We start from the raw sequence: 13,570 nt of genomic DNA, 5'->3' as shown, positions 1-13,570 counted from the left end.
GTTCATTGTACGGATCTAGTGACCTATACACTAATGAACTAATTGACTTTCCAATGTTTCTGCATCCAAATCAAATGCATTAACAACAACTTTTGCCTGTGTGTAAAAAGGATCGCGTTCTTGAAGTTTTGTTTTTATAAATTCTAACAATTGTTCATCATCCAGATCTGCAATTAATGGTCGCTTGTGCCTGTTGTGCAACCTAGAAACCAATTGAGCTGGTTCCATTTGGAGATAAACAGTTTCGCCATTTGCATTCATCCATTCCATATTATCGAAAAAACATGGCAAACCACCTCCAGTTGCCACCACACAGTTTTCGGGATAAGGGTGTGTTTTAAGCATTTCGCTTTCATAATTTCTAAATCCGCTTTCTCCAAATTCAGCAAAATATTCGGCAATGGTTTTTCCCGTTTTTGAAACAATTTCGGCATCCAAATCAATCACAGGACAATCTAACCGATGTGCCAATTGCTTTGCTTTTGTACTTTTGCCACAACCCATAAATCCGATTAAAAAAACTTTCATAATTGTTGATCTCGTTTTAACATAATATAATCCGTTACTGGAGGATGAATTCCATCTAACTTTAACATGGCAGCAATTTGAGCCCGGTGATAAGTAGAATGATTAAATGCGTGAAATAAAATATCTTTTACTGTATTGGTGTATTCACCCGTAGAATTTTTATAGGTTATTTCTTTATCCATTGACATGGTATCGAAGATTTCCCCTAATAATTTAAAGTTTTGTTTCGAAATCTCAGAAAAATGTTCAACCTCAATATTCTCCCACACCCCTAATTTAGCTTGTAGTCCTAATATTCTATTTGCCCAAACGTGCTGTGCATTTAAAACGTGACTAAAAAGAGAAATCACCTTTGGTGAAATATCTTGCTCCTTCTGAAAAATTTCGATCAATTTTCCGTCTGCCACTTGGGTGTAATGCATTATTTCCTTTAGCATAATTAAGCCAATTTAACCCGTGGATCTACGTAAGCATATAAAATATCGACTAAGATATTGATTACCACAAACACGAAAGCTATAAATAATATGGAACCCATTACCACCGGAAAATCAGACATTTCTAAAGCCGTAACTGTTGTTCGGCCCAAGCCGTTGTAACCGAAAATATATTCTACAAAAAATGAGCCCGCAAGTAAAGATGCAAACCAGCCAGAGATGGCTGTGATTACCGGATTCATTGCGTTTTTTAAAGCATGCTTATAAATAATGGCATTTCTACTCAGTCCTTTTGCCCGAGCAGTGCGAATATAATCTTGAGCCAAAACATCTAACATTGCACTTCTGGTTAGCTGAACAATGATAGCCAATGGCCTTAATCCCAAAGTAATCATGGGCAACCATAAATTTCTGAGCGTCAATATTTCACCATTAAAAGGATCATAGCTATACAAACTCCCGCTCATTTTTAGTCCGGTGTAATTACTTAATACGAAGCCGAAAAGCCAAGCAATTATAATTCCTGCAAAAAAAGATGGTGCAGAAATCCCTAAAATTGCAAAAGCATTTGAAGCTTTATCAACCCAACTATCTTTATAAACTGCAGATACAACACCTAAAAACACCCCAATAATTGTTGCGAAAATCATCGCGGTTAAAGCAAGGATAAAAGTATTTGGAACGGTTTCAGAAAGGATTGCCGTAACATCTCTTTTGGTTTGATAGGAGCTTCTTAAATAAGGCCACTTTAGCACCAATGCTTTTTTACCAAAAGCCACAAGCTTGGCGTAATGATATTTATTTTGAGCGGTGCTATCGTTATCTAAAACACTAATTGGAGATAAATCATTTACGTACAAAACAAACTGCATCGGTTTGGATTTATCTAATCCGAATTCTTTACGCACAGCTTCAAGCGACTGAACATCTGCTCGTTGCCCCATCGTCATCCTTGCGGGATCTCCGGGCAGAATATTAAAAAGCACAAAAACCACTAATACCACACCGGCCATAACCAGCAATCCGTACAAGAGTTTTTTTAGTGCGTAACCTAACATTTATTTGCTGAAATATTTTTTTGATAATTGATCAAAAGTTGGAACATTGTGGAAATGCCATTTATTAATGACAACGCCATTTTTTAAAAGCATAACGCCTGGATTAGCACGAACCATGCTCTTTAATGGAACCGCATCAGCATAGAAAACTTCAGAAAATAGGTTGTTCTTTTTGATAAACACCTCAGCATCTTTAGCAGAATTGGAAGTTAGAAGCACACTTCTAATGTTAAATTGTTGCGTAGCATTTAAGGCAAGCGCATTCAAATTACCAATAACATTTTGATTGGCATCTTTTAAGCTATAAGCAACGAACACAAAATTATAATATGGATTCTCGATAATTTCCTTTGTGTAATCTGTACCAGAAGCATCAGTAATAATTAAATCTTTGATTTTTGGCTCAAAGCCCTTCTTAACCAATCGCTTGGCGGGTTCGCCGATGATTTCCCAATTATTGTCTTTCCAGATTTCTGTTTTCAGATAATCCTTATCACTCATGTCTTTTTCTTCCTTGGTTTTTTTATTTTTAAGGTGATACATGATTTCAAACTCATCAGGCTTTTCGCCTGGAGGAATAACCATTAAAGATGGGATATGAGCGCCAACTTTATAAGGAAGAAAATCGATAATTGGTAAAAAATTATAAGTATATAATCCAAAAACTAGAGAAATTATAGTTACCGTTATGGCAATATTCTTTTGAGCTAACGGATGACTGGTTACTGGCTTAATTAAATCCTTCTTGATGAAAATATAGATGATTAACACAAGTAAGATTAAATCTTTACTGAACGATTGCCAAGGTGTTAAAGGAATTGCATCACCAAAACAGCCACAGCTTGTAACAACTTTAAATGCTGCAGAAATAAAAGTTAAAAGCGTAAAAAAGATTATCAAGAGCAGTAAACCCCAAGCAACCTTCTTGCTCCAAAACCCCAATAAAAGCAAAGCACCAAGAATAATTTCTAGTGTACAAAGCAAAATAGCAATGCCTGTTGCCATACCATTAAGAAAATCCATATGGAAAACCTCAAAATATTCTTGAAGTTTATAACCAAAGCCAAGTGGATCGTTCGCCTTGATCAATCCAGAAAAAATGAATAGCGCCCCAACAAAAATTCTTGCGAAACTTAAAAGTTTATTCTTCATCTATTATTTAACGCCTAATTTTATTAATGCAAAAACCGAATAATTCAACATATCTTGATAGTTGGCCTTCACCCCTTCGGATGCTAGAGTTTGGCCTTCATTATCTTCAATTTGCTTAACCCTAAAAATCTTCATCAAAATCAAGTCAGTTAAAGAACTGATGCGCATATCTCTCCAAGCCTCTCCATAATCGTGGTTTTTGGCGAACATCAAATCTTTGGTTTCCGTAACTTTTTCCTCAAATAGATTCTCAACTATTTCATAAGGCATCTCATTTGTGTCACTGTCCGAAAGCTCCAATTGCATCATAGCAATAACGCAATAATTAACAATTCCAATGTATTCTGATGTAATGTTCTCCCCTACTTTGCTCACTTTTTTTTCTTCGAGCGTACGAATGCGTTGTGCCTTTATAAAAATTTGATCGGTTATGGAACTTGGCCGTAAAATGCGCCACGCGGTGCCGTAATCTTTAGTCTTTTTTAAAAATAATGATCTGCAAACCGCAATCACTTCATCAAATTCTGTAGAGGTATTTGTTTGTGCCAAAGCCAATAATTATTTAGTTTTTAGTGTATTTTTGTATCGAAAAAACAAAAGCTAAAGATACATTTTTAAAGCGAAACTCAAATCCCGAATGGGTTTATTATGGCAGAAAAAACCTTTTTTGAACCAAAAAAAAGCCTAAATATTAAAGGCAAACTTGTTGATTTGAGCACTCCAAAAATTATGGGGATTTTAAACATCACCCCAGATTCATTTTATAGCAACAGCAGAACAAACTCCATCGATCAAGCCTTAACAAAAGCTGAACAATTTATAAATGAAGGCGCAACCTTTATAGATATTGGCGGTTATTCTTCACGCCCAGGCGCTAAAGATATCTCCGAAGATGAAGAATTAGGCAGATTGGTTCCCGTTATTGAAAAGCTTGTAGAAACATTTCCTGAGATTCTAATCTCCGTTGATACTTTCAGGGCTAGGGTTGCTGAGGAAAGTATCTCAGCAGGTGCTCATATCATAAATGACATTTCCGCTGGCGATTTGGATGAAAAAATGTTTGAAACGGTTGCTCGCTTAAACGTTCCATACATCATGATGCACATGCAAGGAACTCCACAAAATATGCAAACTCATCCTTACTACAAAAATGTTTTACTTGAGGTGATTGATTACTTAGCTAAAAAGGTGGCAGACTTAAAAGCGCTTCATGTTCATGATGTAATTATCGATCCTGGCTTTGGCTTTGGAAAAACGATTGAACACAATTACGAACTTTTAAATCATTTAGAGGATTTTAAGATTTTTAAACTCCAGGTTTTAGTTGGGTTTTCTCGAAAAGGAATGATTCATAAAGTACTGGAAACATCTGCAGCCGAAGCATTGAACGGAACTACAGTTCTCAATACCATCGCTTTGCAAAAAGGTGCTTCCATTTTAAGGGTTCATGATGTTAAAGAAGCTGTTGAATGTGTGAAACTGGTAGAACGTTTAGCTGGCTAGTTATCGTTTAACTGTAGAAATGTTTAAAGTGGTTAATTGTTTAATTTTAGAATTGGTTAAATTGGTTAACCGTTAATTCTAACTCCCATCACCTATTGTTATTTATTGGCTGAACATGATTAAACCCAACGTTTAATTATATGCACATTTATTCATTTGAAAAACTAGAAACCTGGCAAAAAGCTCGATTGTTTAGGAAAGATATTTATATTCTTGTAAAGAAATTTCCTAAAGAAGAAATCTTTGGATTAACAAGTCAAATCAAGAGATTAGCAAGTAGCATTGGCGATTGCCTTGCAGAAGGATCAGCTAGAATTACAGCTAAAGATAAAGCTCATTTTATAACAATATCGTACTCAAGCGCTATAGAAACTATAAATCATATAATTGGAGCGCATGACCTTGGGTATATTGATTCTGAAGATTATGTTAGCTTTAGATTAAAGCTCGATGAATTAACAAATAAATTAAATGCCTTGAGAAAACCTATCTTGAAATAGATTTTCAGCACAATTAACCAAATTATACAGTTCAAACACTTAACCCAATAGAATTTAACGAATAATTAACCATTTATACGTTTTAAACCCTTAACCTTTAAACAAACATTTCTTATCTTGCCGTTAATGAAAGGTTTTGATTTCGATTTCTTAAAAATTACCGTTACAGATGTCGTAGATATTGTATTAGTCGCTTTATTGATCTATTACGTTTACACTTTAATCCGGAATACACTCGCTGTAAATTTATTAGTGGGCATGTTTATCATTGCAGTTTTTTACTGGGTTGTAAAGATGTTGCACATGGAATTGTTAACTGCAATCATAGAAAAATTTATGAGTGTAGGGATTATTGCATTAATTATAATCTTTCAGCAAGAAATTAGGAGATTTCTTTTACTCATTGGCAAAAATGCATTTCTACAAAAAAATAAAGCTTGGTGGGGTTATCTTTTCGGAAGAAAAGAAATTGAAAGAAATAATCTTGCTCGCATAAAACCCATTATCGACGCTTGCAAAACCATGAAAAAAACACGTACCGGAGCGCTTATGGTTTTTGTTAAGTTTTATGATGAACAATTTTTCGCCAACAGCTGTGAAGTGGTTGATGCTAAAATTTCCAAAAGATTACTTGAAAGTATTTTTCAAAAAAATAGTCCATTACATGATGGTGCAGTGGTAATTTCGGAGAACAAAATAAAAAGTGCAAGTTGTATTTTGCCATTAACAGATAACGATAAACTCCCTTCGCAATTTGGATTGAGGCATCGTGCAGGAATTGGAGTTTCAGAAACGACTGATGCCGTAGCGGTTATTATTTCAGAAGAAACCGGAGAAATTTCTTACGCTAAACAAGGTAGAGTAAGAATGAATGTTTCTTTTGGGGAGCTGGAGAAACTGTTAAATAAAGATTTTTAACGCTATTGTCATTCTGAAGAACGAAGAATCCGAAGTTAGATACTTCCTTCAGAGATGCTTCGTCCCTCAGCATGACAAAAATGAGTTAACAATATTGCTCGAAAGCACCAATTAAGTTATCAGCAATCATTTGTGCTGGCCTTCCTTCAATTTGATGACGCTCAATCATGTGCACCAATTTACCATCTTTAAATAATGCCATTGCAGGAGATGATGGAGGAAAAGGCATCATGTAATTTCTTGCTTGATCTACAGCTTCTTTTTCCATACCTGCAAAAACTGTTACCAATTTATCAGGATGTTTTTCGTGTGCTGCTGCCGCTCTTGCTGCAGGGCGAGCATTTGCTGCTGCGCAACCACATACAGAGTTTACAACCACTAAAACTGTTCCTTCGCCTTTTATAGCTTGATCAACCTCTTGTGCATTTTTTAATTCTTCAAAACCTACATTGGTTAATTCCTTACGCATTGGTTCTACTAAATATTCTGGATACATTATCGTTAGTTTTTATTTACAATTTGAATGCTACAAAAATAAGAAAATCGAATGGCCTTAGCCATTCGATTTATATTTTAAAGGTAAAATTAATTATTGTAAGCCTTTCTGTTTCAATAACTCTTTCATTAATTCTGGATCTCTTAGTGCCGCCCATCCAAAAAATGCAATTGCTGCAATTAGACAGAAAATATAAAGAAGACTCAAAATTGCTCCAATTATACCGCAAACTTTACCTGCCTTAGTGTTTTTATACGAGGATAATGAGAAACCGTTTGGATCTAATTTATACTTTTTGATATCGCTTCCGGCTAAAACCCAAGCAATAATTCCAAAAATTAATCCTAATCCATAACAACAACAAGCCGGAATAGAAAGTATCCCCAAGATTAAAGCAATTGTAGAATTCGGCAAATTTGGCTGAGCCATACCTCCATATTGTTGAAATGGTGGCGCAGGTTGGAATGGTGGTGGCGTGCCGGGGCTGTTATAAACAGTTTCTTTAGGCGCATCATCCTTTTTCGAAAGATCTATAGGTTGATTTTCTTGAGGGGTTTCTTGTTCTTCGGACATAGTCGTTTTAGATAAGTTGGTGATTGTATATTTTGTAAATGTAGTTGATTAAGATAATTGATGCAATACAAATGAAAACGATTTTAATTAAAGATGCACCAAATTTAAAATCGACTTTTAAATGAATCATGGTAAATAGGACAATAAATATTAATGGGATTGTTGCCGGATATAATTTAAAAGAATCTAAAAAATCACCCTTCAATAGAGCTAAAATCGAACGTTGTAAACCACAACCTGGGCAATCAATCCCGAAATAAGACTTAAACGGACAACTTAACAAATGGTGATTAAGCCAATCAAAAAAACTATTGTGCTTTTGAACCATCTATATCTCCAATAAATTTAACTTGGCTATCTTTCCAAATTTTATATTTTTCCAAATCCTTAATTACTTGTCTGTAAACAAGGTTCAAAACAAAAATATCATCAATAAAACCCAAAACAGGGATAAAATCTGGAACGACATCAATGGGAGATAAAAAATAAACCAAGCCACCCACAATTGCAATAATAGATCTTTTTGGGATTTCCGTATAATCACCATTTACATAATCTTTAGATACCGCGAAAAGTAAGAGCAGTTTAGACCAAACGCCTTCTAATTCTCCTTTGTTATTTACCGCTTTGCCAAATGCCTCTTTTATCGTATCGCCAGCCTTAGTTTTATCGTTAAGAATTACGGTAGCCCTATTCTGAGATTTTTTAAAGAAGTCTAATATCTTTTGCCTATTCAATTTCATAATATATTTATAGCAAATTACCGACCAAAAGCATCGTAATTGTCTTCTGCATATTTTACAAAGCGATCAATCAGTTTAATATTTTTGTTTTCAATTGAAGTCAAGTCGTTATCTACATTACCTGCAACTGGTACGTACCATTCTACCGGGTCAAAAAACTGCCTGTATGTATTCTTTTTAAATGCATAACCATGCCTAGCAAATATTGTATTCTTAATAATTTGCAAATCTAATTTTCTCAAGTTTTTCAGGTCTTTTTCTTTAAGGATTGTAGTTGAGGCATTTAGTTTGAATATTTCATCCGAGGCACTTCTGTAAAATGGATTTCCAATGGTATCGATTTTGCCATTTTCGAGCGTATCATATTGATCTACATTTTTCGATTTACTCCAATCAACATAGCTCGTCTCTGTTGGGAGCATTAAATTCGCATTATAAACAAATTGTCTTTTTAGCAATTTATATTCCTTTGCTGGCCATTTTAATTCAGTTTTGTATGCACTCCATTTTCCTTTTAAAGTATCGTTATCTAATTCTATTTCGAAGCGACCATCATATTTATTAGAGCCGGGTTCGTCCAAAACGAAGAAAATTTTACCACCATCATCAGATATTTTACCCAATAATGGGCGACTATTACCAGAAACAATACTTTGAGCAATAACAGTATCTCTGGTTATTTTCTTGATGATGATATTCAGCTTACTTGGTGCATCATCCATATCGCCTTCATATTCTCCTGTTCCAGCCTCTATAAAATCACCAACCCAAAAGCCGTACAATTCCTTATGGATTTCGGTTTGAGCGTCGGCTGAAGTTGATGCATTTCCTGAAGAAGTTTTTTTCTTATCCTTACAAGAAAATATAAAGAGGGAGATTAGAGCGAGTAATACGATTTTTTTCATTGAATGAGTTTTCTTTTGATGAGCCATTCGGCGATTAATAAATTCGGGATCCAGCCCAACCATGCTATGATTTGATAAACATCCATCGGCGCCAGATGAAATAAATATACTAAAATAACTTTCCACAAACGCAAGGTAATGGCGGATGTTGCCAAAGCAAAACTGCGATACATAAACTTTTTATGTTCTAGAATATTTCTCTTAAGAATTAACAATATTGCCTTCAATGTAAAAAGGAACCATAAAATACCGAGAATAATAAATGATGTTTTTGCGATTAAGCCACCGTTTGCAAACCAACCAATAAAAATTCCTGAGGGCGATGCCAATAACAAAACGAAACCTGCATACAAGTAACCTAATATTTTATGTATTCTGGGATAACCAACAAGAATTTTGGAATTGAATTGTGTAAAACCTGCCAACAAAACAAAAATTGCACTATATACATGAGTATAAAAAATTGGCAGGTAAGCTTTAATCTCAGAAACTTCGGTTTGTTTGATTTGCAAAAAGGAAACTTCGCTATTAAAAGGAATGTAACGCAAAGTAATTTGAACCATTAACAGAAAAAAGTATGCAAAAAATAATAGCCAAGCAATGCGTTTGTAGTTTAAGCTTTTCATTATTTAATGGAACAAAAATTTAATCCTTATAATAATATTTAAGACGCTTTTATCATTTCCAGAATATCATCTACATATTTCCGTTCATTAGCCAAACGTGGTACTTTATGCTGTCCGCCCAATTTATCCTTAGCTTTTAACCAATTGTAAAAAGTATTTGTCGGGGCATTATGTACTTTAGGCCTACACAAAGCCATATCTTTAAAACGCTTTGCATCGTAATCAGAATTTACCTCACGTAAGGTTTTATCCATTACATCAATAAATTTTTCGAAGTCGTTCGGTTGTTTATCAAATTCGATAATCCATTCATGCCCGCCTGCTTTTTCGCCTTTAAAATAGATTGGGCCTGCGGTATAATCTTTAATTTCAGCACCGGTTTCTGCACAAGCTTTGGTTAATGCCTGTTCTGCATTATCAATAATTACTTCTTCGCCAAAAGCGTTAATAAAATGCTTGGTACGGCCAGTAATTTTTATCCGGTAAGGAGAAAGCGAAGTGAATTGAATGGTATCGCCAATCATATAGCGCCACAAACCACCATTGGTAGAAATTACAATTGCATAATTTTTATTCATTTCAACCTCACCTAAAAGTAGCGCCTTTGGATTTTCATCAGCGATATTTTCCATTGGAATGAACTCATAGAAAATGCCATAATCCAACATTAGGAGCATTTCTTCAGAATTATCTTGATCCTGAATCCCGAAAAAGCCTTCAGATGCATTATAAGTTTCCAAATAATACATATCATCTGATGGAATGAGTTGCTTGAACTGTTCGCGGTAAGGCGCAAAGTTTACTGCTCCATGCACATAGAGTTCTAAATTTGGCCAAACTTCCAATAGATTTTTCTTCCCTGTAAGTTCCAGCACCTTTTTCGCAAGAACGATTGTCCATGTAGGTACGCCAGAAATACTGGTTACATTTTCCTGAATAGTAGCTTCTGCCATTCTATCCATTTTGATTTCATAATTATCCATCAGGGCGATAGACATATCTGGAGTTCGATAAAATTCTGCCCATATGGGTAAATTCTTAATCAGCACAGCTGATAAATCTCCGTAAAAACAATCTTCGTTAAGTTGGTTAACCTGATGACTTCCGCCTAAAACCAGACCCTTTCCAGTAAACATTTGGTTATCTGGTCGGTTATTGCAATAAATAGAAAGCATATCCTTACCACCTTTAAAGTGACATTCTTCTAAAGATTCTTCAGAAACTGGAATAAATTTACTTCTATCGCTTGTAGTTCCCGATGATTTTGCAAACCATTTTATATCAGACGGCCAAAGAATATTCTGTTCGCCATTAAGCATTCTTTCAATATAAGGTTTAAGCGTATCGTAGTTTTGAATCGGAACGCGTTCCTGATATTGTTGGGTAGTTAAAATGGATTTGTAATCATATAACCTACCCCATTCGGTATTTTCTGCACTATCAATTAAGGTATGAAACCACTCTTGCTGAACATCATGAGGGTATTTCATAAAAAGCTCAATCTGGTGGATTCGCTTTTTCATTAACCACGTAAAAATTGAATTTACAAATGCCATAAGTTTTCGGGAAGATTAAAAATTCTTACGCTTTAAAACGAAGTTAGAACCCAAATAAACTTTTCTAACCATTTCATTTTCAGCTAAAACCTCTGGAACACCTTGTTCTAAAATTTTCCCTTCGAAAAGTAAATAAGCTCTATCTGTAATGGAAAGTGTTTCCTGTACGTTGTGGTCGGTAATTAAAATGCCAATATTTTTATGCTTAAGCTTAGCTACAATACTTTGAATTTCTTCAACCGCAATTGGATCCACACCCGCAAACGGCTCATCTAATAAAATGAAGTTTGGGTTAGCGGCCAACGCACGGGCAATTTCAGTACGGCGACGCTCGCCTCCAGAAAGTAAATCGCCACGGTTTTTACGAACCTTATGTAAGCTAAATTCGTGAATCAGTTCCTCTAATTTATCTTTCTGTTCCTCCTTGGTCATTTTGCTCATTTCCAAAATGGCCAAGATGTTATCTTCAACCGTAAGTTTCCTAAAAACTGAAGCCTCTTGTGCCAAATAACCAATTCCTTTTTGCGCCCGGCGATACATTGCATCTTCGGTAATGTCTTCATCTTCCAAATAAATCCGACCTTCATTTGGCTTAATTAAACCAACAATCATATAAAATGAAGTTGTTTTACCCGCACCATTTGGCCCTAAAAGACCAACAATTTCCCCCTGACTTACGCTAAAGGAAACATCGTTTACAACGGTACGCTGCTTATATTTTTTTACCAGATTTTCGGCTCTTAAGATCATTCTTATTTACGATTTTTGATTTACGACTTACGATTACTGTAAATCCAATCCTATATTTTAACTTCAAACCTCGTTGGTTTTAAAAACCTACGAGGTTTATTAAAAGTTTATTAATTAACTTTTATTCCTTTAATATTCAATTGCAAACGTTTTTTATCTCTCCAAACGTTTTCTTCTATCGTATAACAAACAGAAAACGGAGCTTTTGGTTGCAAAAGATTTTCAAATTCTGCTAAGCCAAATGCAATGCCTTCAAAAATAGTCGAATTTTGTTGTTTTATATTAACTTTTAAATGATTTGCTCCAACCACCATTGCGTGTTGTGCCAAATATACATTGTGTGTAACAAAAATTGGCGCCATATTCTCTGGTCCGAAAGGCCCCATTTGAGCCAGAACATGATGAAATTTTCCATCAATTTGAGCAAGTTCAATCTCTGAATCAATTTTAATCATTGGCGTTAAAAGCTCTTCAGTTATGGTTGCTGAAACAATTTCTTCAAATTTATCTGCAAGCGCTTCCACATTATGTTGTTGCATGGTTAAGCCGGCTGCAAACTTATGGCCGCCATATTGATCCAATAATTCGGCACAACCACTTAGTGCTTCATATAAATCGAAACCTACAACAGATCGGCATGAACCGGCAACTACACCATTTGATTTGGTTAGAACGATGGTTGGGCGGTAATATTTTTCGGTTAACCGTGAGGCTACAATTCCGATTACGCCCTTATGCCAATTTTCATTAAAAACAACTGTTGTTTTCTTATTGATGAGAATATCGCTTTCGCCAATTAAGGCCAAAGCTTCTCTAGTTATATCCTGATCATAAGTTTTACGCTCTGTATTTTTTAAGTTAATAGATTCACTTTGTTCAGCGGAGTTTCCATCTATCTGGCAAAGCAACATGGCCACGGCATGTTTTGCATGGTCTATTCTGCCCGCAGCATTTATCCGCGGACCCAAGGTAAACACAACATCAGTTAATGTATAGGTTTCTCTTTTGCCCGAAACTTCCATTAATGCTCTTAGGCCTTCACATGGATTATTGTTTAATTTTTTTAAACCATGATAAGAAAGAATTCTATTCTCTCCTACAACTGGAACAATATCCGCAGCGATACTCACCATCACTAAATCCAAATATTGCAAGTAGGTATCTTTGGGCAAATCATGTTTTTGAGCATAAGCTTGCGCCAGTTTAAAACCAATTCCGCAACCTGCCAATTCCTTAAACGGATAGTCGCAATCGCTTCGCTTAGGATCTAAAACAGCAACGGCTTTTGGTAATTCATCGCCAGGTAAATGGTGATCGCAAATGATAAAATCGATTCCAAAAGTATTGGCATAATCAATTTTATCGATTGATTTTATACCACAATCTAAGGCGATAATTAAAGAAAATCCATTTTCGTTGGCATAATCTATGCCTGCTGTCGAAATTCCGTAGCCTTCTAAATAGCGATCTGGAATATAATATTCTATATTTTCTGTAAGCTGAGAAAAGAAACTGTAAGCCAATGCAACAGAGGTTGTTCCATCTACATCATAATCTCCATAAATCATTATTTTCTCGTGAGAAGCTAATGCTTTTTCAATTCTTTCAATCGCGACATCCATATCCTTCATTAAAAAAGGATCGTGAAGATGATCTAAATCTGGTCTGAAAAAATCCTTTGCCTGATCATAATCGCAAATGTTTCTTTGTACTAATATTTGAGCAAGTGAGCGATCTATATTGAGTTGTTCTGCTATTGTTGTTATGGTATCATCATTGCAATTTGATGCCTGCACCCATCTTTTTTCCATTATCTTTGTTTCCG

17 protein-coding genes are annotated in these 13,570 nt (G+C 35.2%); 3 read left to right on the top strand and 14 right to left on the bottom strand.

Annotated features, from left to right (window positions below):
- Positions 1-30 precede the first annotated feature (30 nt).
- From H7U22_RS19190 to H7U22_RS19170, 5 genes are read right to left on the bottom strand one after another with little or no spacing between them, the layout of a single operon-like run.
- Positions 31-528 (bottom strand): shikimate kinase, encoded by a 498-nt coding sequence (locus tag H7U22_RS19190; RefSeq protein WP_187072959.1) that lies wholly within the window; start codon positions 526-528, stop codon positions 31-33.
- Complete coding sequence (locus H7U22_RS19185; protein WP_187072958.1) at positions 525-965, bottom strand: DinB family protein; 441 nt, start codon at positions 963-965, stop codon at positions 525-527. The genes H7U22_RS19190 and H7U22_RS19185 overlap by 4 nt, the downstream gene beginning before the upstream one ends.
- Before the next feature lie 2 nt (positions 966-967).
- Positions 968-2,023, bottom strand: coding sequence for an ABC transporter permease (locus H7U22_RS19180; RefSeq protein ID WP_187072957.1), 1,056 nt, complete (start codon positions 2,021-2,023; stop codon positions 968-970).
- Positions 2,024-3,175 carry a BT_3928 family protein gene (locus H7U22_RS19175; RefSeq protein ID WP_187072956.1) on the bottom strand — a complete coding sequence of 384 codons (1,152 nt, stop codon included), beginning with the start codon at positions 3,173-3,175 and terminating at the stop codon, positions 2,024-2,026.
- 3 nt (positions 3,176-3,178) lie between these two features.
- Complete coding sequence (locus H7U22_RS19170) at positions 3,179-3,724, bottom strand: DUF1599 domain-containing protein (protein ID WP_187072955.1); 546 nt, start codon at positions 3,722-3,724, stop codon at positions 3,179-3,181.
- 99 nt (positions 3,725-3,823) lie between these two features.
- On the opposite strand from H7U22_RS19170, the gene folP reads away from it, so the two are divergent.
- The 3 genes from folP to cdaA all read left to right on the top strand — a co-directional run bounded on the left by folP (position 3,824) and on the right by cdaA (position 6,096).
- The gene (folP, locus tag H7U22_RS19165; RefSeq protein ID WP_187072954.1) at positions 3,824-4,678 is read left to right on the top strand and encodes a dihydropteroate synthase; all 855 of its coding nucleotides are present in this window, start codon (positions 3,824-3,826) and stop codon (positions 4,676-4,678) included.
- A 140-nt stretch (positions 4,679-4,818) separates the two neighbouring features.
- Positions 4,819-5,178 carry a four helix bundle protein gene (locus tag H7U22_RS19160; protein WP_187072953.1) on the top strand — a complete coding sequence of 120 codons (360 nt, stop codon included), beginning with the start codon at positions 4,819-4,821 and terminating at the stop codon, positions 5,176-5,178.
- A gap of 126 nt (positions 5,179-5,304) precedes the next feature.
- Positions 5,305-6,096: a diadenylate cyclase CdaA gene (gene cdaA / locus H7U22_RS19155; RefSeq protein ID WP_187072952.1), complete on the top strand. Its 792-nt coding sequence runs from the start codon at positions 5,305-5,307 to the stop codon at positions 6,094-6,096.
- A gap of 85 nt (positions 6,097-6,181) precedes the next feature.
- Here the strand turns inward: cdaA and H7U22_RS19150 are convergent, their stop codons facing one another.
- From H7U22_RS19150 to recJ, 9 genes are all read right to left on the bottom strand, one after another.
- A complete protein-coding gene (locus tag H7U22_RS19150) occupies positions 6,182-6,592 on the bottom strand; it encodes a BrxA/BrxB family bacilliredoxin (RefSeq protein ID WP_056088318.1) in 411 nt (136 codons plus the stop codon).
- A 93-nt stretch (positions 6,593-6,685) separates the two neighbouring features.
- Positions 6,686-7,165: a CCC motif membrane protein gene (locus H7U22_RS19145; RefSeq protein WP_187072951.1), complete on the bottom strand. Its 480-nt coding sequence runs from the start codon at positions 7,163-7,165 to the stop codon at positions 6,686-6,688.
- A gap of 7 nt (positions 7,166-7,172) precedes the next feature.
- Entirely contained in the window at positions 7,173-7,493 is a 321-nt protein-coding gene (locus H7U22_RS23500; RefSeq protein WP_187072950.1) for a DUF2752 domain-containing protein, read from the bottom strand.
- Positions 7,474-7,908 carry a YkvA family protein gene (locus tag H7U22_RS19135; protein ID WP_187072949.1) on the bottom strand — a complete coding sequence of 145 codons (435 nt, stop codon included), beginning with the start codon at positions 7,906-7,908 and terminating at the stop codon, positions 7,474-7,476. Before H7U22_RS19135 ends, H7U22_RS23500 begins: the two co-directional genes overlap by 20 nt.
- A gap of 17 nt (positions 7,909-7,925) precedes the next feature.
- Positions 7,926-8,813: a YARHG domain-containing protein gene (locus H7U22_RS19130; RefSeq protein WP_187072948.1), complete on the bottom strand. Its 888-nt coding sequence runs from the start codon at positions 8,811-8,813 to the stop codon at positions 7,926-7,928.
- Entirely contained in the window at positions 8,810-9,439 is a 630-nt protein-coding gene (locus H7U22_RS19125; protein ID WP_248284809.1) for a DUF2306 domain-containing protein, read from the bottom strand. Before H7U22_RS19125 ends, H7U22_RS19130 begins: the two co-directional genes overlap by 4 nt.
- A gap of 38 nt (positions 9,440-9,477) precedes the next feature.
- Positions 9,478-10,995 (bottom strand): GH3 auxin-responsive promoter family protein, encoded by a 1,518-nt coding sequence (locus tag H7U22_RS19120; protein ID WP_187072947.1) that lies wholly within the window; start codon positions 10,993-10,995, stop codon positions 9,478-9,480.
- A 15-nt stretch (positions 10,996-11,010) separates the two neighbouring features.
- Positions 11,011-11,745 (bottom strand): LPS export ABC transporter ATP-binding protein, encoded by a 735-nt coding sequence (lptB, locus tag H7U22_RS19115; RefSeq protein WP_187072946.1) that lies wholly within the window; start codon positions 11,743-11,745, stop codon positions 11,011-11,013.
- Positions 11,746-11,855: 110 nt separating this feature from the next.
- Positions 11,856-13,556 (bottom strand): single-stranded-DNA-specific exonuclease RecJ, encoded by a 1,701-nt coding sequence (recJ, locus tag H7U22_RS19110; RefSeq protein ID WP_187072945.1) that lies wholly within the window; start codon positions 13,554-13,556, stop codon positions 11,856-11,858.
- Positions 13,557-13,570 lie beyond the last annotated feature (14 nt).

Source organism: Pedobacter fastidiosus (assembly GCF_014306625.1).
Lineage (GTDB): Bacteria > Bacteroidota > Bacteroidia > Sphingobacteriales > Sphingobacteriaceae > Pedobacter > Pedobacter fastidiosus.
Note: the sequence above shows the minus strand (reverse complement) of the source record. Positions and strands in the feature narration are given on the sequence as shown.